A 24,713-nucleotide genomic window follows, 5' to 3' on the forward strand; every position below is an offset into this window, starting at 1 on the left:
GTTCTAGAGCCATCAATCAACAGATTTTCTCTTATCAAAGTCTTGAAAAAATGCACAATATACGATCCTTGCTAGAGAATATTGGAAATATTCAGTATTATTCCAATTATTTTCTTAATTTAGAGGATAAATCATGCCGCAACGATATAGAGAAGAAGTAGAAGCATTAGCTAAAGCTCTATTGAAAAGCCATGAAAAAGATGGCCTTATTTATAGTGGAATTGCAACACTACTAATGGTTGCCCTAACCATTAGTAGTGTTGATGGACTAATTAGACTAGGATTTATTGGTGGATAGGATTTGAGGGTGCAAGACAATCAAATTGGCAAGCCCTAAAAGATCTTTCTTGAAGGGCTTCTATACACTTATTCATACCAACTTACACACAAGAAATCAGGCTAATAGAAATCATTATCTATACTTTATAAATCATTATCTATATACTATTTAAAGCTCCGCTCGACACCAGTACTCTCAGGGGTTTTATCCCACAGCAGAATGAATAGAGTTATAACCATTACCCTTTGAGTTCATAAGAGTTCGCTGATCATAGGTCCATCACTCTATGCCTAAAATATTGCGTAAGGCTGGCAATTGATGAGTTTGTAAAAACTTAAAGTTAGAATAATTCAAGCTCTTAAAAGGGACTTGCCGTCCATGTTCCACTCCTAGATTAAATTCTTCTAGCTCCCTTTGGCTTAAACAATAAGGACTGGGATAGAGAAACCGAGCAACAAATTGAAATACCACGAGATGAAACCAATGGGTATTGGGGTCATTTCCCATGGCAAATCCAAGGACATAGGCCTCTCCAAAAGAGTCAAACCCTTTTTTCAACAATAGGTGGAGACAATCATGTTGGTATAAGTCAATTTTACCTGGCAATGCAAATGGACTATTAGGGTTTTCAAATAACCAGACGACGAATGGGATCTTTGAAGGGGGATCTCCAGCTAGGGTTAAATATGCATCATGCAGAGTTAATACTTCAAGTTCTTCTGGATAGATATCCCAAAGCATTGACTCCTCCTAAGTGGAATATCAAACATTTACTCTTGCTAGTTTAGAATCCAGCGAAAAATTCCTAAGCAGTCCACACAAAGAAAAAGGGACGCAGAATAAAGCATCATCGATTGGTCTTTCAGCAACATACTGGCAATCAGCATTTGGCCCGAGCTAACAGCCAGAAAGAGAAAACCATAGCCACTAATCTCTGTATTCGAGGCAAGGATAATCCCCCCCCGTTATGGCACAGGCAGTACTAGAGAATTTCAATCGCCGAGCCCAACTTAAAGGATTCTGAAATAAAACCATTGCTTATTCTCTAAACAGACAATACATAAAACTCAGAAACATTAAAACCCCTTTATTTTTTATCTAATCAAGAACCAGAACAACTCGCTCTCCTACCCATAAAGAGACTAATATAGCCATCAAAAAAATTAGCCGGAATGGCAGAATAAAAAATATTTATCGCCATTTTTTCAACTCAAATGGCAAGAACTATATCCCTAAAACAAAAATATCAGCCATAACAAAAAAAATTCAGCTAGAACCACACAGCATTTACTTGGGATAAATATTGTGTCAGGAGATTTAATTTATCAGTAACCACTTTGTATCACAAATCACAAAAATAATCTCCATATTTTTTTATTTTTTTCTATTTCAACATCAGCAAAATAGCCTGTTTTTCAATTCAATATTATTTAAGTTATTTCCATGAAAAGTAAACCTGAACTATTTTTTCGCAATCCTGAGAAAAAACAATCACAGTAAATTTATTAATTTTATTAACATAAATATCTATTTTTTTAGAGGATAACCAACAGTTACCATTCAATAAAATTGATCGCAATTAATCTGTAGATTCAGACAAAAAGGGATCCAATACAAATCAAAAAAATACGATCAGGCAATACTCTTGAGCTAATTTGTCGAGAATTTTATTTCAAGCTTGCTGTCATCGCTTTCTCAATAGACTTTAATCTCACGGGCACATTTTTATGGAAAGGAGTGGCACTGATGGTGTCACAATGTTGGGCACCAGTCAGTAAATTCAGGAGTGGTCCAGAGCGGGTGCGATTACCCTCTGCATCGGGATAGTCCAACCCATAACCGTGGGGCAAACTCACCACACCTGGGCGCAGAGTATCGCAAAGTTTCACTTGCACCGACAGTTCTCCCCAAGGCGATTCACATAACACCGAGTCTCCATCAGCAAAATCTAATGCTGCAGCATCGATCGGATGAATCTTGAGCACTCCTTCGGGGTCACTCTGTCGCCATTGGGGATTACGGTAAATGGTGTTGGCGTTATATTTTCGGCGCTCCCCTGCAATCAGCATGAAGGGATACTCTGGCCAAGAATGGGAAGATTGGGGTTGTAATGTTCGCAACTCCGCCAGAAGTTCAGAAATGGCCAACCGCACTTTGCGGTCTTTGTATCCCATCAACAACCAGGTATCTTCATATCGATGCTGGCTAATGGGTGTGCCACTATGACTGTGCAAAATCCGCTGAAATAGAGCTTCTGCCAGTTTCCCCCCTCGTCCGGGCAAGCCTGTTCGAGCCACCGCTTCATCATGTTGTTGGACATAGAGCTGACTGACGCCCCAAAACGGCGCAGTACTCTCATCTGGCAAGGTTTTTCCCAAAGATCCTTGCAAGGCAAAAGCAACGGTGCGGCGCAGCTTGGGCTGTAGAGCCATTGCCGCCACCAAGGCAACCCGATAGAGTCCTAGCTGCGGCCACCGCCCATGCCAACGAGCCACTCGTTCCAAAAACGGATAGCGCTCAGGAATTGCCCCAATCGCAACCGCCAATCGCCGATAGATTTCTGACTCCGGCAGGGTATTCGCCAAAGGAACAAACAAAGGTTTCCGTAAGTGAAAGGCATTGGTGGGAAACTCCAAGTTAAAAAAAGCTGCCTCCCACTTTTCAAATTGCGACGCGGCAGGCAGGATGTAATCGGCATAGCGGGCCGTCTCCGTCATCGCCACATCCACGACCACCAGCAAATCTAGCTTGGGAAAGGCCCGTTGGTAGGCTTGGGTATCTGCACCTGAGATGACTGGATTAGCACTATCCACCATTAAGGCTCTTATCCGCTGGGGATGGTCGGACTCAATTTCAGCAGGCAACACATTGGGCGGAAACAGTTGAGCAATTTCGGTAATCCCCATGGCCTTCGTTTGGCGAAGAGCCTGGGCATCAGAATGACCGACCCAGGGTAGAAAAAAGGTATGAAAGTTGTTACCACCGGGTTGACCCAAATTCCCCGTTAGCAAAAATAGCAGTTTCTCTAGATAGGAATTGAGAGTACTATTCAGGCTTTGCTGCAATCCCAAATCCACCCGAACGGTAGCAGACTTCGCAGTAGCAAAGCGACGTACAGCTTCATAGACCTGATCAGCATCCACGCCAGCTCGCTCAATATGATCAGCAATGGGAATGGTCTTGAGCGTCTTTCGCACTTCTGCAAATCCAATCGTATGCGCCTGAAGAAAGGGTTGATCTTCCCAGCCTTCCTGCACCAAAATCGCCAGCATTGCTGATAGTAAAAACGCATCAGTCCCCGGAAGCAGCTGCAGATGAATATCTGCCAACGCTGCCGTTTCCGTGCGACGCGGATCGATGACGATCATGGTTCGCTGATCATCCTGGGCAATCTGTTTGAGAGTCGGGCGAGCATTGCGAATACCGTGGGCTTGCCAGGGATTAGTGCCAATAAACAACACACAATCTGCCTGTTCAATATCTTCGGTGGTATGACAGTTTTGGCGACCAAAGAGCTTGCCATTCACCCAAAAGTCTCCGGTTTTCTCTTGGGCTAGGGCGGAATAGTAGTAGGGAATCTCTAAAGCATCGCGAAAGGTACTGCTATATATGGAGCCCAAGTGGTTGCCTTGCCCACCACCGCCATAAAAGGCGAGACACTCTTTGCCATAAGTCTGCTTTAGGTCCAGCAGTTGGTCAGCAATTTCGGTAATGGCCGTCTGCCAGTCAATGGGTTGATAGGAGCCATCTTCTTGACGTTTGAGAGGCTGGGTCAGGCGATCGGCATTGTTTTGATAGTGGTCCAATTGAGCCGCTTTTTGGCAAATATAGCCCGCACTAACGGGGTGTTTTTTATCTCCTCGAATTTTCGTGAGATGGCCGTTTTCGACTTGCACCAACAGGCCACAGTTGCGAGAGCATAAAATACACGCCGTTGGATGCCAATTAGTCATAAGGGATATACCTGTAAAGACAGTGCCGATTTTTTTACGGGCTTCGACTCCACTCAGCCCTCGACTCTAGACAAAGAGGTATGGATACTACGCGGTCCTACTAACCAGTAAGAGAAGGCTGAGCGGAGCCGAAGCCTGGGAGGCAATATCCATATCGATGCCTTACAACAGGCTCATCTTGAGAACCTACTGTCAGAATAAGTCCCTTTGGCCTGCAATCCAATGCCCTATGTGCGCCTCTTCACTAACGACAGCGATGGATCACAGCGACACCAGGAGCAGCAATGGTTAGATAGAACTGAAGTCGTCATCTGAATAAACTTCGACGATAATGAATTCAAGTGAGTGAGGGTTGTCCCCATGCAGCAATTTAATGTTCTTTTGCCTGCCCTAGCTGTAGGAACTGCTTTGGTAATAGTGCAGCCTGCCCAGGCGCTATCCGGGACAGAGGTCAATCAAATTGCGAAAGAGTCCACCATTTTGGTAAAAGGCCAAAATCCTGGCTCTGGGGTGTTGGTGGGGAAAAAGGATAATACTTACTTCGTTCTCACAGCAGAGCATGTGGTCGCTACGCCGGACGAGTATGACATCGTGGCACCGGATGGGACGGAATATGCATTAAATTATCAATCGGTACAGAAGCTGCCGAATGTGGATTTAGCGCTTGTGAGCTTTACCAGTAAGCAGTCTTACTCGTTGGCAAAACTCGGAAACTCTGATCAGTTAACAGAGGGGGATAAGGTTTTTATTTCGGGCTGGCCTGCATCGGGTAGTGCCTTGCCCCATATCTATCAATTCACCTCAGGTGAGATTTCCGGCCTGCCCCCCCAGTCCATCGGTAAGGGCTACAAGATGGTCTATACCAATGTCACCCGAGCGGGGATGAGTGGCGGGCCTGTTTTTAATGATGATGGCAAAGTGGTGGGCATTCATGGCTTAGCCGAAGGCAGAGAGGTGGTCTTACCCGGCTATCAAGGCGACCGCAGCGTGATTAAGGCTGGATTCAATTTGGGGATTCCCATCAATACATTTGTGCGGCTCTCTAACAAGATGGAAGCCAAGCCCCAGGCCACTCCGCAGCCCATTCCAACACCCATTCAAGAATCAACGGCTGTGGCACAAGTAATTGATGCCCCTACGCTCCCGACCCTCCCCAGAGGTCCAAAGGTAACTTTTGATCGCCCTCCACAACTTGTCAGCACTTCTACAACGAATCGAGATGCTCGATCTCTAGGAGCCACTTACTTCTTTACGATTGATATTCCGCAAGATGCCGCTCAACCGTTGCAAAAGTTGGAATTTATTCTGAAGCAAGGGGTGCAATATCCCCGTTTTAAGGCGACTTCTGTGAAGGCATTTGAGGGGACCAAGCGGAATAAGGGTGAGGCGTTGCCGATTAATATTGTGGTCAGTGATCCGTCCATTCGGACGTTGACAGTCACGTTTGATAAACCTGTTGCCCCAGGTCGGACGATTACAATGGCCGTTCGCCCTGTGCGAAATCCGTCTGTAGGAACCTATATGTTTGAAGTACGAGGAACCCCTGCTGGAACTACTACTAAAAGCCAGTATATAGGTATTGGCCGCCTGGACTTCTCTCGTAGTTCTTTAGGGAAGTAAACCACGATTAGATCCGAAGATTGAAATCACTGAAGTAGTCTTCCAAAAGCTCAAAGACTTCAGGGAGAAAGAGGCTCAATATCTTCTAACAAGACATCCAGAAACTAGGGGATGCACTTTTTATATACACTCAACAGGAATAAAATCAACTTTTCAATTAATAGCTAATCCTCTTTAGTTTCAAGATTTAATAGAGGAATTCTTTTGGGAATCCATTAACGACCAGTTTGCTTAATTGCAGCACAAAAGAGCCGCATTACTAGATTTCATCTATTCATATCCCTACTCATCCGTATGCCAAGGATCCTTCGTAAAATTCTCATCCAAAATTCGCTTAGGCCGCATTACTAAAACCACCTGCCCATAAAGCTTTTGTTCAGGAGCTTCCGCAAACCACTGCACCTGCAACTGCCCATCCACCTCTATCAAAAAATAGCAGTCCTCATGCCACTGCCGCTGATCACGATCAATAATCACCAGCACCTCCTCCGTTGGCCGAGGCAGATCCGGACCTAAATCCTGCACCTGAGCCAACAACGCCACCGGATCCTCCGCTCGCAAAATCACCTGCCACCCTGGAACCGGAACCCAAGTACAGCTCCCCGAAAACTGAACCATTCCAAAAGGCTCTTCTTCTTCCACTACTGGCACTGCCTTTAAATCATCCACCGTCAACGGCAAGTGACCCACTACTGGCATCAATCGGGGCAATTCCTCCTCCGACTCCAACCGAAAAAACGGCAGGCGGGGAGCCTCTTTTGCTTTTACCACTGAGAAATCGCTCAACAGCATTTGCAACTTTTCCCGCGCTGAATCACTATGGGCAAACTTTAACCCCTGACCAATCAGCCGCGATCGCTCCTGCAAATCATCCTTTTGACGGGCAAAATACCAGCATCGATAGGCCATCGCATCCCCAGGTGTATCGGTGAATCCCACTGGAGTCTCCGAGAGTCGACTGTACTCCTTCATCGCCTTTGCGATCGCACGGGCTTCATCCGCATCCAACTGCTTCTCTGCTGCCAGGGTCGCCGCTTCCGCTCGTCCCTCCTGATTCAGCACTCGAAATTCATAGAGAATATCGCTACGGCGTTCTCCAAAATACTGGCAAGCCGCTTCTGCCCCCTTGTCCTTCAGATTTTGATAGACCTGTCCCGCCACAACAATCTGGTTTTGTTGAATCGGTTCAATCCCAGATTCTTCAAAAATCTGCTGGGGACTATAGCCCGCTTTCTGGAGCTGCTGACAGGCCATCCCCCAATCTACCCAGGTTTTCTGCTTACGGCGAAGCATCAATAAAAGCTGGTCAACATCAATATCGGGGCTAGATCCAGGAGGCGTAAAAGAAGTCATGGGCAAAGATCGCAATGAACGGAATTACTGAGGACGAACAATCAATTCTTCTAGGGTACGGGTTTGGGTACGAGTATCATACCCAATCAGCTTAATGTAACTTCGGGGATGATCTTGCAGACAGGCTTGTAACCCCGCCATGGCATCCGTGACCGTTCGAGGTGCTTGGGGCCAAGACCAGCTGCGCCAGACATTACCCGCTTTTTCCCGAGGTGTCGCCGTCTCTAAATTCAGTTGGCTGTCCTGGCACATAGCCTGTTGAAACAGGTGCTCAATCTCAGGGTTGGCAATATGGTCCGGCCAGTCTCCCTGGGACTGAGGAGTGGTATCAGCCTGGAGGTAGCTGTCGGGTTCTGGTGCAGACGTTGGAGATGACGGTACCACGGGTTCAGCCTTCGCCCCCGATACATAGACTTGGGCCAAGCGAGCGTTATGTAGGCGGTCTTGTTCTCCCACCATGGCCTCACCCAGATCAATTAAATGGTCCAAAGTCAGAACTGGGGGCTGGATCTGCACCTGTCGCTCAGGGGAATTGACCAAATAGGTGGAGACTTTGCTAATACCAATAGAACGAATAAAGTCTCGGACCTGTTCGTCATAGACTCGCGATCGCAACGCCCCAAAAAAGTCGATGGCCTGATCGGCAAAATGATCCACCAGCTGTTCAATCACAGAAGCAGACAACCGATCCGGCTCAAAAATCCCCTGAACAATCCCCAGCCGATCCTCGGGGTTGGGCTGCCAATAGAACTTATCCATCCGCCCATCCCGCACCAACGGTGCATAGAGGGTAGAGAAATCATTACCCGTCACCAAAATCGGCACCCGATGGATCGGCTGGGTATCATAACTACCTGGCAACTGCACATCTGTAGGATTATCGGCAATATTCATCAGGGTGCCGTTTACCAACTGGGTGTTAACGGTATATTGGGTCGTCTGATCCATGCGACCGGCCCCGGCATCTAGATCATTAATCAGGAGCACACACATCTTGCCCCGCACTTTGATCAGTTCCGCGGCCTCCCGATAACGCATGCGAATCAGGCGTACCGGATCGCCTGCATCAGGGCTTTCCAGCTCTCCCGCCGACATCCGCACCGGCTCAATGCCCATATGCTCAAACAGCAGCTCGCACTGGAAAGATTTTCCTTCTCCCTTGCGACCATGAATCCCCAAAATCAACGGCACTCGCAGCCCTGGCAGGGCCATAAAGTTTTTGGTGATATGGACGGCCAGTCGATCTAAAAATCGAGGTGATAGATAATAACCCATGGTCAAAGCTCAAACTTTGGGAAACGCAAGGTGAATCAAAAACAGGGATATCACACCTAAAAATTAGACCTACTTGAATTAATAGGTATAAACAAAGCAAACCTAATCCCTTATTACTACTCCTCAGATCGATCTCGCTTAAACCAGTCCAGCCAAGCAGCCCACTTCTGAATAATCACAGCCATTTCCGTATAGCCCGTACTGCCAGGATGGTAGCCATCTCTCGCCTTGATATCATTCAACCAAATGCTTGAACGGGAGAGAGGCGTCCAAATATCTAGGTAAGGCACATCTAACTCTTTGCTGAGAATGCCGAGGTTCTCGGAAAGATCTTTGACTCGCTCATTATGGTCAGGATCTGCGATCGCAGGTGGACCAATCATCAAAATTGGATATCGCAACTTTGCCGTTCTAAAAACGCGACGCGCATTCTCTAGAGACAGGGGCATATCAACTCGACAGTGATCATATTCTTGGGCGGTATCATTCACCCCGAAACTAAACACTACTCGACCATTTGTTCCCGCCGGACAACGCGCTTGAACTTCCGACAACCATCTGTCTTCAATATCTGCACTTGTACTTTGGCGGACTCCCAAGTTATAGCTGGTGAAATCATATCCTCGCCGGTACATCGTGGCGCAGATGCGGCCCGTCCATCCCAAACAGCCTAGATCACCAACCCCATTAACAAATGAATCCCCCACAAAACAAATCCGCAGATCCTTGTCGTCTTTCGGCATGATCCAAATACCCAATCACTATTGCTAAGTCATATAGGCTTTACAGCAATTGTCAAGGTATTGGCAGCAAACTTTTACAAGTATCCCCCTCACCTTGTGCATGAAGCCTTATCCACTCGTGCCGACCGTCCAGCACTTCTGACAAAAAGGAGGAGAGGTAGGTTAACCTACCTCTCCGTTCAGCTTAAAAAGCTAATACCCTATTCACACTAGAGTTTAGTAAGGGCGGTACCCACTATTGTTACCAGGCTTCTGAACAATAAAGCTCATCACTTGGCACTGGCGGATATTGTCAAATCCAACCACCCGAACATATTTATCAGAATACTCAGAGCGGCACTCACCAATCTCATACAAAACATCCTGAACAGAAGGATTTTTGAAGAGAGGCAACTTCCACATGGTCCAGTAGTATTCGGTTGGCTCAGGAGAGTCATTAAACTCAATCGCTGCAATATAGCCTTGATCCAAAATGTACTGAATTTGCCGACGAATCTGATCATCGTTCAGAGGAGGCAAGTAGGAAAAAGTCTCGAAACGTCTTTCTATGGGTAAAGTTCTCATGGTTTTATCCGTAGTATTTCCATCAAAAAGCTGCAAAAAAGTTTACGGGCAGAAGAGAGTTCAATCCAATTCTTCATCAGCATCCGCTTCAAACACATTGTCATTAGAAGTTGACTCTGGCGTGGACATTTGGGTCATACGCTCAAGGAGCTGTCGCCGATGTCCTACATTCGATTCTTGAATCCCAGTTTTGACCATTTCTGGCAGGAATTCAACCACTTCTTCTGCTAAATGCTCTCTCACGGTCAACAGCCGTAACGCTAACTCTCGGTTCTCTTGCATAAGTGCTTCGAGATAAAGTTCACCGTCTTGAATTCGATCTGTGGAAGAAAATTCCGACAACCAAATTCCCAGACCGGGGTTTGTCTCATAAAGCTGAGTCACCACCAACTTGGCCGCTTGATAGGTCAAATAGCTGATCAGCACTTGGGCTGTATCTTTGGAAACTCGTTTGTGATCCATGCAATCCAACACATCCCTGGTTTAAGCAGGGAGTAGATATTGCGTTGAGTTAACTGAGAAAGAAAAGGAATATGTATCTTCCTCTGTCCGTAATAAGGGCAAAGACTTTCTTTGCCCTAACTTCAAGGGAATTAGACTGTATCCATTGCCTCGAATTCGAACTTGATCTCTTTCCAGACCTCTAAGGCAACAGCCAGTTCAGGACTCCACTTAGCAGCTTCACGCAGAATGTCGCCACCTTCACGGGTCAAGTCACGACCTTCGTTACGAGCTTGGACACAGGCTTCAAGAGCAACCCGGTTAGCTGTTGCACCTGGTGCACAACCCCAAGGGTGACCCAAGGTTCCACCACCAAACTGGAGAACAGAGTCATCACCAAAGATCTCAACCAGAGCAGGCATGTGCCAAACGTGAATACCACCAGAAGCCACCGCCATGACGCCGCCCATAGAAGCCCAGTCTTGGGTGAAGTAGATACCACGAGAGAGATCTTTCTCAACGTAGTTCTCACGCAAGAGATCCACAAATCCCATGGTGATGCCTTTTTCACCTTCCAACTTACCCACAACTGTACCGGTGTGGATGTGGTCACCACCCGACATGCGGAGGCACTTCGAAAGCACGCGGAAGTGCATACCGTGGTTCTTCTGACGGTCAATCACAGCGTGCATGGCTCGGTGAATATGGAGCAGAACGCCATTATCACGACACCAGTGAGACAACGTAGTGTTAGCTGTGAAACCACCGGTGATAAAGTCATGCATGACGATGGGCATTTCGAGTTCTTTAGCGTACTCGGCCCGCTTCAGCATTTCCTCACAGGTAGCCGCGGTGACGTTTAGGTAGTGACCTTTAATTTCACCGGTTTCCGCTTGGGCTTTATGGATGGCTTCAGCTACAAAGAGGAAGCGATCGCGCCAGCGCATGAAAGGCTGAGAGTTAATGTTCTCGTCATCCTTGGTGAAGTCAAGACCACCACGTAGACACTCATATACGGCTCTACCGTAGTTCTTCGCGGATAGACCTAACTTAGGCTTAATGGTACAACCCAACAAAGGACGACCATACTTGTTGATCTTGTCTCGCTCAACCGTAATTCCGTGAGGAGGACCTTGGAAGGTCTTCATGTAGGCAACAGGAATGCGAATATCTTCAAGACGCAAGGCCCGAAGCGCTTTGAAACCAAACACGTTACCCACAAGGGAGGTCAACAAGTTGACGACCGACCCTTCCTCAAACAAGTCGAGGGGATAGGCAATATAGGCAATGTACTGATTATCTTCGTTGGCAACTGCTTCGATGTCGTAGCAACGGCCTTTGTATCGATCCAAATCGGTCAACAGGTCAGTCCACACAGTGGTCCAGGTTCCCGTTGAGGATTCAGCCGCAACAGCAGCACCAGCTTCTTCAGGAGGAACACCTGGTTGAGGAGTCATCCGGAAGGCAGCGAGGATATCTGTATCTTTTGGGGTGTAGTCCGGCGTGTAGTAAGTCAGCTTGTAGTCTTTAACGCCAGCATCATATCCGGCTTTTGACTGAGTTCTAGTTTGTGAATAGGACATGTTGCTCTTGAACAACCTCATCTAAACGTGATAAATCCCGGACAAAACAACCGAGGCTAACTTTTCAGATAGCCTGTAAAAAGTGTTGAATTTTATCCTGCAAAAATCGCCTAATGCCAACTCTTCAACGGCAAGCGAACCATAGCTTTCCTTAGATGGCCGCCTTGAGAGGAATACTGGAGAAAGATATTTCCAACAGAAACACTCTGGAATTGGCTAAAACTCAATTTACCAGAGATTGCATAAGTTTAACTTTGGAGGTTTTGAACCTTTTGATAAGTAAATCTTATTCAATATAAGTGGATTAAGCGTATTTCATCTTTACAAGGTTTTACATTAGCAAATGTAATCACCCTCGCACAACTCAGACTTAACTTAATTTATTCACACTGAGAAATTTTTTAGGTTCATGGAAGTGTCGCCTCTAACCCATACATCAGGGAGAGCACCAGGATAGCCAGCTCAAATTTTATACATTATGTAATTGTGTAGTAATATTACGACCACCCATCACTCCCACATAGGGGAATAATTCGGTCGTGCCTCAAATAATTGTGGGGTAGCAAAGAATGTCATTCCAGTTCCATGGGCAATCAGCTAATCCTGCTCGTTGGGCCGCAGTCGTTTTGAATCGGCTGTGAGTCCAAATCCAATTAAAATAGCTCACCCCTAACCGAGCCGTAACCTTCGTTTGCTCCCAAACTTTGCCAAACTTATTTTGGCGGCGATGCCATCGACCTGTTTGCTGCCGAACAATCCCATTGGTACGCTCCAATCGTTGAGTTCGGTCTTTACCAATGTAGTGGATAATGTCTGGCCCTAAGATGCGCTCATAACCGCCCCAATCATCACTATTCCAAAACTTGCAATCGGTCTTGCCTTCAGTGCTGGTCATCAGTTCATCCAACAATGAGTCGGTATGCTTGCCCACCCGACAGGTCAATATCAAACCACTGGTGTTGGCCAACGTAATCGCCATCCAACAATCGCCCACCTCTAGCTCTGATGGTCGGCAATGTTTTTGCTTTTTTTCACAAAGGACCACATCTCATCGGCACTGACATCATCGGTGCTGACTGCTTGAACGTTGCCATTATGAAGTTGCTGAGAGCGTTGGCTAGCAGAACGCACGAGGGAGACAACCGTGTTGTAGGAAAGCCCAGTGATTCGGGCAATGCCTCTGAGACTCGTGCCTTCTGCATGAGATTGGAGAACTTGATGGATCGTCTCTCGGCAGGTCTGTCGACGATAGTAAAGGGTATCAAAGGTTTCAGTGAAAGTTCGTTTACAAATAGGACAGTGATACCGTTGTTTCTCATTGGCCATCTTGCCATGCTTATAGGCTTTGGGATGACCGCACAATGGGCATTGCATGGTTACTCTAATAGCAGAAGGAATGTATTATTCTATCTGACCCACATTTGATTGAATCACAACCAATAATTCCGACACCAAATCCCATCCCGACGGTGACCTGGCTTATACTAACTTAAGTGGTCTTTTGTAAAAAAATTTAGGCCATTCGTTACACTTAGCACTTAACACACTCCTGCATGGGTTTTTGGAAAAGCTTATTTGGTGGCTCAAACGGGGCGTCTGCTCAGACCTTAGCCCCTGCGAATGGCTCGATTGGGACAGCCCTATCGATTTCCAACAACGGGCGGGACTCCAAAGCTGCCCCATCTAAAATCACCTTCAGCAAAGATCGCGAAATCGATCTGTATGAGTTAGAAGAGCTTTGCGATGCCGTGGGCTGGTCACGCCGCCCTATTCGCAAAGTCAAAAAAGCCCTTAAACATAGCTTTATTGTGGTCTCTATGTGGGAGCAACGCGGCAGCTACAATCGCCTCATTGGGTTCTCTCGGGCCACCTCCGACCATACGTTTAATGCCACAATTTGGGATGTTGTGGTTCATCCTGACTTTCAAGGCCAAGGCCTAGGCAAAGCCTTGATGAAACAAATCATTAAAGAACTCCGGCGCGAAGACATTAGCAATATCACCCTCTTTGCCGACCCCCATGTCGTCAACTTTTACCGAGATTTAGGGTTTATGCCCGATCCAGAAGGGATTAAAGGTATGTTTTGGTATCCCAATTTTCGGTAATCATCCCTTAGGTTTTCCTTCCCCTCAATATCATCGTTGCCATCAGAGGAAGAGACTTCCATCTCTAGACTGGGCTATTCCCTTATTCGTTTACAAAATCCTGCAATCTAAAATAGGCTTCGATATAGACAGGGTTTAACTGCATTGCTTGCTCTAAGGCCACACTAGCCTCTTGATACTCTCCAAATTCAAAATGGGTAACCGCCAATCCCAGAAAGCTCTCGGCATGCCGAATATTTAGTTGAGTGGCTTGCTCAAAGGCCGTCATCGCTTCTTCTTGAAACCCAATTTGAAACTGGGCTAGGCCCAAACCATAATAGGCGGCATGCAAGTAAGCATTATAGTGAATGGCTTTTTGATAAGCTAGGGCAGCCTCATCATAGTTTTGAATACGATAAAGAGCACTTGCCAGATTGCAATAGAGTTCAGCATTCTCCGGTGCATAATCCAAGGCTTGGCTATAAACAACCACCGCTTCGACAAAATCCCGAAATTGATACAAAACACTTCCCAGACCGTTGTGGGCTGCAGCTAAAGTGGGCTGCTTGTGAATCGCCTGCTTAAAATTATCCTTCGCCCCCATATAGTCTGCTTGCTCATACTTATGCAGCCCTCGCCGCAGCCAAACCACCGCCCAAGAGGTTTCATCCATCTCTTCCGAATTGAGGGTCGGCTGGCTCGTTACGGTCGGTTGCACCAGAGTCAATCCCTCTAAAGGGTCTGGCGGAAACGGAGATTCAGGCTGTTCAGACCTTTGATAGCCAGCTGGCTCCTGATCCTGCTGCTGTGGATTGTCCTGGCCTTCCACTTCAGATCCAGAATTAACCAGATCTTCTTCAATTTCATTAGCAAGATTTAGCCCGCGTTTAATCAACGAAGACATTTGATCATCAACACGGGCATGAAGAGATGGAAGATTGAACTTGCCCTGCTCGGACTGTTCCTTGGGCCCCTCCACCATAATCTCTATCCCATTTTTTCCTTAAGCTCTGTCAACTGTTGCTGCGCCATCGAGATTTCTTGATCAAAACGGTGCGACATTTCCAACAAAAGATCTTGCCCAAGTTGTTCCAACTTTACTGCCTTCACCCTCAATTGATGCAAATCTGATTGAGATAGTTGCTGCAATTTATCTTCAATCGACTGCAAGCGCTGTCGGCTCTGAGCAATTTGACGAATCGTCCGGATTAAATCTGCTGTTATCCCTTCCCCTTGGACAGAGTCTGGGCTACTTTCCCAATCATGCAAAATCGCCCTAAGACGATCTTCATCCCCCGATTCATAGGCACGATTGACGAAGGCCATCAGTTGTTCGCGGCGGGCACGCTCTTCAGGATCCGTTGCCAGGTCAGGATGAATCCGTTTGGCCACTTCTCGATAGAGCTGTTTCAAACGAGCGGATGGTCGAAAGTTGTGGTTAGACGCCATCAACGTTAAATATTTTGAAATTTGGGCATTAATCCGCTCTAATTCTTCCTGGCGGATACCCACAACCTGCATATAACGATACTCAAACGAGTGGAGTTCAGCCTGAAACGTAGCCAATTCTAGCTCCCGTTGTGCTAACTGAGCTTCCAAATCCAATAGCTCTGACTGCTTTCTCTGAAGTTCTAGCTCTTCTGGCGTCGATTGACGAACAAGACTACTACTCATTGACTTTGAATCGTGATGTGAGGAGATACTATTAAATCGAGTTATGTTCAAGATAGAGAGCGTACCCTAGGAAAATGGCAAACGATGCTGCCATACCTCAGTTGAAAAGCCAGTTTTATCTAACTTAGCTTACTTACCGGTGTTGATGAAAGAGGGGGCTGCCGCAATCAGGCTGAGCACCACCAAGCTAGGTAAGAACCAGTTTCCCCACTGTACATATAAAGTCTGGGTTTGACGACGATAAATTGTGGCAGCATGGGTAGCAAACACCAGAGGTTGCGAACGCCACAAGGTTTGGCCATGGGGATTAATCACACCAGAGTATCCCGTATTCGTCGAGCGAACAGTCCACCGATCGGTTTCTATGGCTCTCATCACATCATGGGCATGGTGCTGAGCCATCATCCGAGTATTATACGGATCGTTATTGGAGGCCGTCAGAATAAACTCTCCGCCTTGGGCAGCTTGTTTCTGAAACAGTTGCGGAAAGGCAGAATCAAAACAAATCCCTGCGATCGCAGGTCCCCAAGGGGTGAGGAATTGTTGATCCGGCTTACCTAAATTCATCTGTGTACCGACAGGCGTCAACCGACCGATTACCCCACCCAACAGAGACTCAAAGGGAATATATTCACCTAAGGGCACAAGCTTAATTTTGTTGTAGCGGCTCAAGATGCTGCCATCAGCCAAAACGGTAATTAAACTTTGGGTAATGCGATGGTCTTCAGGCATAAAACTCCCGAGCCAGGCAACCACCTGTTTATCTTGAATTGCCTCTACTAAGGGAGGCTGGTCTCGCCATAAAAAGGGGAAAGCCCCTTCTGGAGTGAGTACAGCATCAACACCTTGATCGGCCAACTGCCGATAGCCAGCCTCGTAATTTTTACGCCCCAGTTCAAGGCCTTGCTTAAACAATTTGATCCGGGTTGGGACATTGCCTTGAATAATACCAATATCGAGGGCAGTATCCTGATTAGCCTGCAACGGTTGCAGGTAAAGGCTCAAACCTAATAGATGTAAACCGATCAAAAGTGCGATCGCAGTACCACGATACTGCCACCGATGTCGTATAGCGGTCCAACCTTCTGCAAAACAGCCATTAACCGTCACTAATGCAGCAACGACAACCGTCGGTCCGGAGATCCGCCCCAAATGCAGAATCACCAGATTCGCTGGGCTTTGAGTATAAGAGATCGGGGTCCACCATAATGGAGATTGGGTCCAGAGCCACTCCAATGTCGTCCAAGCGGCTGTTCCCACCAAAATTCGACTATAAATGGGTAGCTTGAACGATCTCCAAGCCATCCATCCAGACCAGAAAGCAGCAATCAACGCCCCATAAACCGTTACAAACAGCCAGCAAACAACTGCAATGGTAAGACTAGTCCACCAAGATAGGCCCATCCATGTCATGGGATGTAAGCCTGTTAGCCAAGACACGGCAGCACCCTGATACCCAACTCCCCACGCCAGCCCCAGCCGCATCGCCAAGCACACCTGCCCCTGAGCACGTTTAACGTATATCCACAGGGGCACCAAAGCAACCCATGCAAACCACCAAGTTCCCACTGGTGCGGGGCTAATACCCATTATTAAGCCCGAGAGAAAAACGAGACCAAACCCTCGCCATCTAACCGAAGAATTTTTCGGTTGGGTACGGTCTTTCACAATATTTTCCACGCGCATTCTGGAGCTTGCAGTAAGGTCTGCTGGCAGTTTACCCTGATTAAGTTTTTCCTGATTCAGGAATCCATTGCGTGCATTAGACCGAGCCCAGTGTTAGTAGCCACCGTACTATCCCTACTTTCGAGAAGTTCTTTGACTTCGCTATGCTGGAGTTCAGCAGCCCGCGTAACTATCACAACTTCATTCCCAAACCCGAGGTTTTCATGGACAATAACAATTTCCTCAAGCAAATGTTGATGATTGGGGTCGGAACCACCTCTTTTGTCACCGATAAACTTCGGGAAGTCAGTGATCAATGGGTCAATGAAGGACGGTTAAATCCCGAGCAAGCTAAAGCTTTTGTAGATGATCTGTTACAACAAATGCGCTCGGACCCAGGAGATTGGGAAGCTCAGATGGAGCGCCAAGTTCGCAATATGATGCAAGATTTAGGGTTAGCAAGACAGGCTGAAGTGGATGAATTACGCGGTAGGATTGATCGACTGGAGCGACAAGTGCGAGACTTAGAAAATAAGCTTTGGCGGTAGCCTCCTCAATCAAAACCAACCATTCAAAGCATCACTGTCCTAAACCGATCGGAGGAACATCTTGCGTAATATCTTAATCAGTTTCGGGATTGTCCTTGTTTGTAGCGCCGTTTTGGTCATTGCCCAAGTTACTAACGGCACTCCCGAAGTATCTGCAGAGCCCTTACAAACAGATAATACTCTAACAACTGTTGCTGCTATTCCTGTTGCCCAAACACCTACATCTGAAATGAATTCAACTGACACTGAAGATTCTGATTACACCACCACCGCATCTGGCTTGCAATATCGTGACTTAGTAGAAGGCACAGGTGAGCAACCTATGCTAGGTCAAATGGTTGTCGTTCACTATACTGGCACCTTAACCGATGGGAGCAAATTTGATAGTTCTCGCGATCGCGGACAGCCATTCTCCTTCCCCATTGGAAAAGGGCGAGTGATCAAAGGTTGGGATGAAGGCGTTGGCACCATGAAAGTAGGCGGTCGTCGGAAGTTAGTCATTCCTCCTGATTTAGGGTATGGCTCAAGAGGCGCTGGTGGCGTAATTCCCCCCAATGCTACCCTAGTTTTTGATGTTGAACTACTGAGAATTCAATAGCTTAAGCCTTATATAAACTGAAAATAAGCCCGAAATCTATGAAATATCCGGGCTTATTTTTGGTTTTCGGGAACGACAGGTAAACAAGCCGCTCAATACAATCAGGGCTCTAATGTATCTTTCAGAACTGTACGCGCTGCTAAATGATTGCGTGTAGACGTCAAAATCTCCGCTTCTCGCTCCAGCCGAGCCTGAGTATCCTGCATTTCCAATAGAGATTGTTGCTCTAACGCCGCACCGTAAAAATTACTCGCCACCCAGTAGGAAAGATCTACAGGGAGACTTGGAATATCATCTGGAAGGTTAATATCTTGTTCAGTTAGCTTTGCAGAAAGCCTAACAACATCTTGCAACAGCTGTGTGACACTTGTGGTTAAAGCTTGCAAGTCTTGATCCTGCAGAGGTTGATCGTCGATCCACTCGACTAATCCAACACGGTAAGGCTTTTCGCGAACATAATGAAGCACCTTAAATCGCTGTTTCCCCAGCGTTAGGATCATAATTCGATCATCAGGCAGTCTTTCATGCTTTGTGATTTCAGCACAACACCCTACTAAAGCCGCTTCACCTTTGTTAGGGTCCCACATCAAAACACCAAATTGTCGATCCTCTTCCAAAATAGTGTTCATCATTATCCGGTAGCGATATTCGAAAATATGCAACGGTAATGGCCGCCCTGGGAACAGAACTACATCAGGAAGAGGGAATAGGGGCAGCTCACGTACAGCAATTGAAGAGGGAATAGCCATTAGCAACGGGAGAGGTGGGATAGGGAGTACTCTTATTCACTCTAGCCCATGTCTCCCGAAGAATTCACAAACAACTCAGGCAAGCACCTAACAACTACAGTCGAGACTAAAGCTTGACTTCAATATCAACACCAGCAGGCAGATCAAGCTTCATCAACGCATCAATAGTTTTGGGTGAAGGCTGATAAATATCAACAATACGACGATGAGTACGTGTTTCGAAGTGCTCACGTGAGTCCTTGTCTACATGTGGAGATCGTAGAACACAATAAATACGTCGTCGGGTGGGTAAAGGAATAGGTCCAACAGGGGAGGCATTAGTTCGCTTAGCAGTCTCAACGATTTTGTCACAGGATGTGTCGAGCAAACGGTGATCAAAAGCTTTCAGGCGAATGCGGATTTTTTGTTGCTGGAGAGTTGTCATATCTTAGATCAATCGTTAAGTTGTCAAGGTTCTGGATGACAGCAAAATTATGTAGAACTGCCGTTAGCAATCGGATCTTGTCAGACAAGCTGAAGGTAAGCACTACCGCTATGCCTCCAGCTCTATCTTAAGGGCTGTTTAGGAGACTATTTCAGGATTTTGGAGACAACACCAGCTCCAACAGTCCGGCCACCTTCACGAATCGCAAATCGCATCCCTTGCTCAATCGCAATAGGGTTGATTAATTCAACTGTCATTTTAATGCGATCGCCAGGCATAACCATCTCAGCGGCACTACCATCGTCAGCTGTAAAAGCGCTGATTGTACCCGTTACATCTGTCGTTCTGACATAGAACTGGGGTCGGTAACCAGGGAAAAACGGTGTATGACGTCCTCCCTCATCTTTCTTGAGGATATAAACTTCAGACTCAAACTGGGTATGAGGAGTAATTGAACCAGGCTTGGCTAACACCATGCCACGCTCAATATCTTCTTTTTGAACACCCCGCAAAAGTAAGCCGACGTTATCACCAGCCATCCCTTCATCAAGGGTCTTTTGGAACATCTCAACACCAGTCACAGTAGTGTTGCGTGTATCTCTAATTCCAACTAACTCGACAGTCTCGCCAACGACAACTTTGCCCCGCTCGATCCGTCCAGTAGCGACTGTTCCACGACCTGTAATAGAGAAGACATCTTCTACAGCCATCAAGAAAGGCTTATCAATATCTCTTTCAGGAGTAGGAATATAGGCATCCACTTCATCCATCAAAGCGTAGATTTTATCTACCCACTCGTTGTCTCCTTTCTTCATGGAGTCCGCACCATTGAGGGCTTCTAAAGCCATTAGCGCCGAGCCAGAAACGATGGGAATATCATCTCCTGGAAAATCATAGTCGTTTAAAAGTTCTCGAACTTCTAGCTCAACCAACTCTAGCAACTCTTCATCATCTACCTGGTCTTGCTTATTCATAAAGACCACAATATTGGGAACCCCAACCTGCTTAGCCAGTAGAATATGTTCACGAGTTTGGGGCATGGGACCATCAGCAGCGGAGACTACTAATACTGCTCCATCCATCTGGGCAGCCCCAGTAATCATATTTTTGACATAGTCAGCATGCCCAGGACAGTCCACGTGGGCATAGTGACGATCCGTCGTCTCATACTCCACGTGAGCCGTATTAATCGTGATCCCTCTTTCCCGCTCTTCTGGGGCCGCATCAATGTCATCGTACTTCCTGGCTTTAGCTTGGCCAATGGCAGCGAGAGACATGGTGATTGCTGCTGTCAAAGTGGTTTTACCATGATCAACGTGACCAATGGTGCCAATGTTGACGTGGGGTTTTGTTCGTTCAAATTTTGCGCGTGCCATGTATCAACTATTCCTTTTCGATGAATTATGCGTTCCCTTTGTTTTTTTCGATAATGGGTTCAGCCACATTACGAGGAACATCCTCGTAGTTACCAAACTCCATTGTAAAGATACCTCGACCCTGAGTCATAGACCGGATATCTGTGGCATAGCCAAACATGGTCGCCAATGGGACTTTAGTCGTCACCTTGGCGAGCCCTTGGGCCACTTCTTGACCTTCGATTTGGCCTCTTCGAGAAATGAGGTCACCCATTACAGGGCCGAGGAAGTCTTCAGGTACTTCTACCTCAACTTTCATCATGGGCTCTAGCAGCGCAGGTGAGGCTTGCATTACCCCATCTTTGATTGCTATTGAGCCCGCGATTTTAAAGGCCATTTCAGAAGAATCAACATCATGGTAAGACCCATCAACTAATGTCGCTTTGACATCAATGAGGGGATAACCAGCTAAGATACCAGATTCGCAAGCTTCTTTCATCCCTTGCTCAGCCGGACCAATAAACTCTTTAGGGATAGAACCTCCCACAATTTTTGAGATAAATTCAAAACCAGTGCCCTCTTCAGCGGGTTCTATCTCAACAACAACATGACCATATTGGCCTTTCCCCCCACTTTGCCGTACAAACTTGCCTTCAGCAGTCACTGCTTTACGAATCGTCTCTCGATAGGCTACTTGGGGGGCTCCAATATTAGCCTCCACTTTAAATTCTCGTAGCATCCGATCAATCAAAATCTCTAGATGCAGCTCACCCATACCTGCAATCACTGTCTGATTGGTTTCCGGGTCCACACTGACGCGAAAGGTAGGGTCTTCTTGAGATAAAGATTGCAAGGCTTTGGAGAGCTTATCCATATCCTGCTTGGTTTTAGGCTCTACTGCCACAGAAATCACAGGTTCAGGAATAAATAAAGACTCCAGGACAATGGGCTTCGCCGCATTGCATAGAGTTTCGCCGGTAAAAGTATCCTTAAGACCTAGGGCAGCTCCTAAATCTCCTGCGCGCAACTCATCAACCTCAATTCGATCATCAGCTTTCATGATGATCAGCCTTGAAACACGCTCTTTTTTGTCCTTAGTAGGATTGAGAATATAGCTGCCTTTGGTGAGAACGCCTGAATACACCCGGATAAAGGTAAGTCGTCCATAGGGATCGGACATCACTTTAAATGCGAGGGCAGCCAAAGGCGCTTCATCATCAGCCGGACGCTCAGCTTCAGTGCCATCCGATAATGTCCCTCGAATAGCAGGAACATCAATCGGTGCTGGCATATAGTCAATCACAGCATCTAAAAGCAGCTGAACGCCTTTATTTTTAAAGGCAGAGCCACAAAGAATAGGGACTATCGTGCCTGCAATGGTGCCACGACGCAAAGCTGATTGAACTTCTGTTTCTGATAAAGATTCACCTTCGAGATACTTCTCCATCAAGGCATCATCTGCTTCAGCAATTGCCTCAACTAGAAGTGTTCGATACTCTTGAGCTCGCTCTTGATTAGACTCAGGAATCTCAGTCTCTTGAATATCTGTACCTTGATCATTGGTATAGATGAAGGCTTTCATATTGACTAGATCAACAATGCCCTCAAATTTATCTTCACTACCAATTGGAATTTGAATAGCGACGGCATTGGCTTTAAGACGATCACGAATTTGATCATAAACCTTGAAAAAATTCGCACCCGTCCGATCCATTTTGTTGACGAATACAATCCGGGGAATCTGATAACGATCAGCTTGCCGCCAAACTGTCTCTGATTGAGGTTGAACACCCCCTACAGAACAGAAAACCGCAATCACGCCATCTAATACCCGCATTGAGCGTTCAACTTCAATCGTGAAATCTACATGCCCAGGCGTATCAATAATGTTGACCTGATGATCTTGCCAGGTTGTGGAAATGGCGGCAGCGGTAATAGTGATACCACGCTCCCGTTCCTGATCCATCCAATCAGTAACTGTATTGCCATCATGAACTTCTCCGACCTTGTGTACCACACCGGAGTAGAACAAAATACGCTCAGTTGTTGTCGTTTTTCCCGCATCAATATGGGCTGCAATGCCAATATTGCGCACTTTTTCTAGCGGGACGGAACGTGCCACAGCTACCTCCTTCGCCCTAGCAAGTTATTTGCATAAGGGTATACAACATTCTTGCTGCAATGATTCTATAACTTTTTTCAGATAAACTTCACAAAACTTAGTAACGATAATGGGCAAACGCTTTATTGGCCTCTGCCATACGATGAGTTTCTTCACGCTTACGTATCGCTGCGCCTGTTTCGTTAGCAGCATCGATCAGTTCGTTAGCCAGTTTACTCACCATAGATCGCCCAGGACGCTGGCGCGAAAAGCGAATAATCCATCGCAACGCCAAGGCAATGCCTCGATCAGATCGAACTTCCATCGGGACTTGATAGGTAGCACCGCCCACCCGACGAGCTTTCACTTCTACTAATGGCGTTACATTACGAACAGCCGTTTCAAACACCTCTAAGGGGTCTTGATTGGTACGTTCTTCGATAATTTTCAAAGCATCATAAAGAATACGAGAGGCCAAAGATTTCTTCCCACTCGCCATCAAACGCCGAATAGTCATACTGATGAGGCGGCTATTGTAAACCGGATCGGGAGGAACAGGGCGCTTTTGGGCACGAATACGACGAGACATGAGAAATCCTACACAAGATAGTAATAATTAAGGGCTTATGGATCCTCGCTACTTCGAGGAACACATTGTCAGACTACGCAAACTGCGGCAATCTATCTAAAGCTTGAACTGATGAGGGAAATAGTATTAAGGTGTCCCCAAAACATAAGCCACAGTCAGGGAACTCTACTCAATCTCAGGTTAAGAGCGCTGGAGCTACTAACTCTTACCTTTAGGACGCTTTGCTCCATATTTTGAACGACTTTGACGTCTATCTTTAACTCCAGCAGTATCCAAAGTACCGCGGATAATATGGTAGCGAACACCCGGCAAATCTTTAACACGACCACCCCGAATCATGACAACGGAATGCTCCTGCAAATTATGGCCAATTCCAGGGATGTAGGCTGTAACCTCAAATCCAGAAGTTAAACGGACCCTGGCGACTTTCCGCAATGCAGAGTTGGGCTTCTTAGGGGTTGTGGTATAAACGCGAGTACAAACACCACGGCGCTGAGGACAGCTTTTTAAAGCCGGAGACTTTGTCTTCTTCTTTGTGTTGTAACGCTCGCTGCGGATAAGCTGCTGAATTGTGGGCATAGATGGGCGATAGTAAGTTGAGTTAGGATTTTGAATTCTTCCAAATCCTAACTATATAGATCTTTGCGGCCTTGTGTCAACTTACCCACCTAAACCCGGCAAATTAAGATCGCCTGTCAAGTCTTCCATGCGTTCTCTCATCGTGTCGGTAGACTTATGGTACGCATCTTTCATCGCTTCAGCAACCAGTTCAGATAATGCATCTAGGCCTTTATCCACAGCCTCTTGGGTAATTTCAGCACGAATAGGTTCTTGGTTACCGCTCATGACAACCTTAACTAAGCCACCACCAGCTTGACCCTCGATCTCCATTTGTTCAAGATCTTCTTGTAATTGCTTTGCACCTTCTTGCACTTGTTGTGCTTTCTGGATAGCTGCAGCTAGTTCTTTCATTTTGCCGAGGCCGAAGCCAAAGCCTTGTCCTTGCTCTTTTGGCATAGTCTTTATGGTTTGTTAATGTGCTTGAATCTTTGCTTTGCTCTAGATGAGCTCCTTTAAGGAACTTCAAATTGAACTGTTTACTATGATACTGAGA

Annotated in this window: 24 protein-coding genes; 5 read left to right on the plus strand and 19 right to left on the minus strand. The window is 46.6% G+C overall.

From position 1 onward, the window contains the following. The first annotated feature begins 133 nt into the window (after positions 1–133). Positions 134–298: a hypothetical protein gene (locus HRE53_RS06915; RefSeq protein ID WP_235109665.1), complete on the plus strand. Its 165-nt coding sequence runs from the start codon at positions 134–136 to the stop codon at positions 296–298. 261 nt (positions 299–559) lie between these two features. Here the strand turns inward: HRE53_RS06915 and HRE53_RS06920 are convergent, their stop codons facing one another. Together HRE53_RS06920 and HRE53_RS06925 are read right to left on the minus strand one after the other, a co-directional pair. Continuing rightward, the gene (locus HRE53_RS06920) at positions 560–1,021 is read right to left on the minus strand and encodes a hypothetical protein (protein WP_235109667.1); all 462 of its coding nucleotides are present in this window, start codon (positions 1,019–1,021) and stop codon (positions 560–562) included. A gap of 926 nt (positions 1,022–1,947) precedes the next feature. Then, positions 1,948–4,233, minus strand: coding sequence for a molybdopterin-dependent oxidoreductase (locus tag HRE53_RS06925; RefSeq protein ID WP_235109668.1), 2,286 nt, complete (start codon positions 4,231–4,233; stop codon positions 1,948–1,950). A 360-nt stretch (positions 4,234–4,593) separates the two neighbouring features. Here HRE53_RS06925 and HRE53_RS06930 point away from each other — a divergent pair, with 360 nt between their 5' ends. Next, complete coding sequence (locus tag HRE53_RS06930) at positions 4,594–5,853, plus strand: DUF2808 domain-containing protein (RefSeq protein ID WP_235109669.1); 1,260 nt, start codon at positions 4,594–4,596, stop codon at positions 5,851–5,853. Between the two features lie 282 nt (positions 5,854–6,135). Here HRE53_RS06930 and HRE53_RS06935 read toward each other — a convergent pair whose 3' ends face one another. From HRE53_RS06935 to HRE53_RS06965, 7 genes are all read right to left on the minus strand, one after another. After that, positions 6,136–7,206 (minus strand): RuBisCO accumulation factor 1, encoded by a 1,071-nt coding sequence (locus HRE53_RS06935; RefSeq protein ID WP_235109670.1) that lies wholly within the window; start codon positions 7,204–7,206, stop codon positions 6,136–6,138. Between the two features lie 24 nt (positions 7,207–7,230). Next, on the minus strand, positions 7,231–8,481 hold the full coding sequence (locus HRE53_RS06940) for an AAA family ATPase (RefSeq protein ID WP_235109671.1): 1,251 nt from the start codon (positions 8,479–8,481) through the stop codon (positions 7,231–7,233). 116 nt (positions 8,482–8,597) lie between these two features. After that, complete coding sequence (locus HRE53_RS06945; RefSeq protein WP_235109672.1) at positions 8,598–9,224, minus strand: GDSL-type esterase/lipase family protein; 627 nt, start codon at positions 9,222–9,224, stop codon at positions 8,598–8,600. Between the two features lie 216 nt (positions 9,225–9,440). Continuing rightward, a complete protein-coding gene (locus tag HRE53_RS06950; RefSeq protein ID WP_212662796.1) occupies positions 9,441–9,788 on the minus strand; it encodes a ribulose bisphosphate carboxylase small subunit in 348 nt (115 codons plus the stop codon). Between the two features lie 60 nt (positions 9,789–9,848). Next, positions 9,849–10,250, minus strand: a complete 402-nt coding sequence (gene rcbX, locus HRE53_RS06955) for a RuBisCO chaperone RbcX (RefSeq protein ID WP_235109673.1) — start codon at positions 10,248–10,250, stop codon at positions 9,849–9,851. Positions 10,251–10,381: 131 nt separating this feature from the next. Then, on the minus strand, positions 10,382–11,812 hold the full coding sequence (locus HRE53_RS06960; protein ID WP_212662798.1) for a form I ribulose bisphosphate carboxylase large subunit: 1,431 nt from the start codon (positions 11,810–11,812) through the stop codon (positions 10,382–10,384). A gap of 544 nt (positions 11,813–12,356) precedes the next feature. After that, positions 12,357–13,186 (minus strand): IS1 family transposase gene (locus HRE53_RS06965; RefSeq protein WP_235109149.1). Its coding sequence is split into 2 segments (ribosomal slippage): positions 12,357–12,842 and positions 12,845–13,186, totalling 828 coding nucleotides; the frame shifts between segments, so codons are not numbered across the junction. A gap of 179 nt (positions 13,187–13,365) precedes the next feature. Here HRE53_RS06965 and HRE53_RS06970 point away from each other — a divergent pair. Continuing rightward, positions 13,366–13,917, plus strand: coding sequence for a GNAT family N-acetyltransferase (locus tag HRE53_RS06970; protein ID WP_212662799.1), 552 nt, complete (start codon positions 13,366–13,368; stop codon positions 13,915–13,917). 82 nt (positions 13,918–13,999) lie between these two features. On the opposite strand, the gene HRE53_RS06975 is transcribed toward HRE53_RS06970, so the two are convergent. The 3 genes from HRE53_RS06975 to lnt form a co-directional block, all read right to left on the minus strand. Then, on the minus strand, positions 14,000–14,878 hold the full coding sequence (locus tag HRE53_RS06975; protein WP_235109675.1) for a tetratricopeptide repeat protein: 879 nt from the start codon (positions 14,876–14,878) through the stop codon (positions 14,000–14,002). 5 nt (positions 14,879–14,883) lie between these two features. Next, positions 14,884–15,570, minus strand: a complete 687-nt coding sequence (locus HRE53_RS06980) for a J domain-containing protein (protein WP_235109677.1) — start codon at positions 15,568–15,570, stop codon at positions 14,884–14,886. Positions 15,571–15,699: 129 nt separating this feature from the next. Then, positions 15,700–17,160 (minus strand): apolipoprotein N-acyltransferase, encoded by a 1,461-nt coding sequence (lnt, locus tag HRE53_RS06985; RefSeq protein ID WP_235109679.1) that lies wholly within the window; start codon positions 17,158–17,160, stop codon positions 15,700–15,702. A gap of 299 nt (positions 17,161–17,459) precedes the next feature. On the opposite strand from lnt, the gene HRE53_RS06990 reads away from it, so the two are divergent. Both HRE53_RS06990 and HRE53_RS06995 read left to right on the plus strand, forming a co-directional pair. Next, positions 17,460–17,783 carry a phasin family protein gene (locus HRE53_RS06990; protein WP_212662801.1) on the plus strand — a complete coding sequence of 108 codons (324 nt, stop codon included), beginning with the start codon at positions 17,460–17,462 and terminating at the stop codon, positions 17,781–17,783. 61 nt (positions 17,784–17,844) lie between these two features. Next, positions 17,845–18,381 (plus strand): FKBP-type peptidyl-prolyl cis-trans isomerase, encoded by a 537-nt coding sequence (locus HRE53_RS06995; RefSeq protein WP_212662802.1) that lies wholly within the window; start codon positions 17,845–17,847, stop codon positions 18,379–18,381. A 101-nt stretch (positions 18,382–18,482) separates the two neighbouring features. Here the strand turns inward: HRE53_RS06995 and HRE53_RS07000 are convergent, their stop codons facing one another. The 7 genes from HRE53_RS07000 to HRE53_RS07030 form a co-directional block, all read right to left on the minus strand. Beyond that, positions 18,483–19,130, minus strand: coding sequence for an LON peptidase substrate-binding domain-containing protein (locus HRE53_RS07000; protein ID WP_212662803.1), 648 nt, complete (start codon positions 19,128–19,130; stop codon positions 18,483–18,485). 106 nt (positions 19,131–19,236) lie between these two features. Further along, positions 19,237–19,554, minus strand: a complete 318-nt coding sequence (gene rpsJ / locus HRE53_RS07005) for a 30S ribosomal protein S10 (RefSeq protein ID WP_010467965.1) — start codon at positions 19,552–19,554, stop codon at positions 19,237–19,239. Positions 19,555–19,700: 146 nt separating this feature from the next. Then, positions 19,701–20,930, minus strand: a complete 1,230-nt coding sequence (gene tuf / locus HRE53_RS07010) for an elongation factor Tu (RefSeq protein WP_212662804.1) — start codon at positions 20,928–20,930, stop codon at positions 19,701–19,703. Positions 20,931–20,955: 25 nt separating this feature from the next. Beyond that, positions 20,956–23,031 carry an elongation factor G gene (gene fusA / locus HRE53_RS07015; protein ID WP_235109681.1) on the minus strand — a complete coding sequence of 692 codons (2,076 nt, stop codon included), beginning with the start codon at positions 23,029–23,031 and terminating at the stop codon, positions 20,956–20,958. Positions 23,032–23,128: 97 nt separating this feature from the next. Next, positions 23,129–23,599 (minus strand): 30S ribosomal protein S7, encoded by a 471-nt coding sequence (rpsG, locus tag HRE53_RS07020; RefSeq protein ID WP_012162326.1) that lies wholly within the window; start codon positions 23,597–23,599, stop codon positions 23,129–23,131. 198 nt (positions 23,600–23,797) lie between these two features. Continuing rightward, on the minus strand, positions 23,798–24,178 hold the full coding sequence (gene rpsL / locus HRE53_RS07025) for a 30S ribosomal protein S12 (protein ID WP_212662806.1): 381 nt from the start codon (positions 24,176–24,178) through the stop codon (positions 23,798–23,800). Between the two features lie 81 nt (positions 24,179–24,259). Then, positions 24,260–24,616 (minus strand): YbaB/EbfC family nucleoid-associated protein, encoded by a 357-nt coding sequence (locus HRE53_RS07030; protein WP_212662807.1) that lies wholly within the window; start codon positions 24,614–24,616, stop codon positions 24,260–24,262. Positions 24,617–24,713: the final 97 nt, after the last annotated feature.

Source organism: Acaryochloris sp. 'Moss Beach', from assembly GCF_021497025.1.
Classification (GTDB): Bacteria; Cyanobacteriota; Cyanobacteriia; order Thermosynechococcales; family Thermosynechococcaceae; genus Acaryochloris; species Acaryochloris marina_A.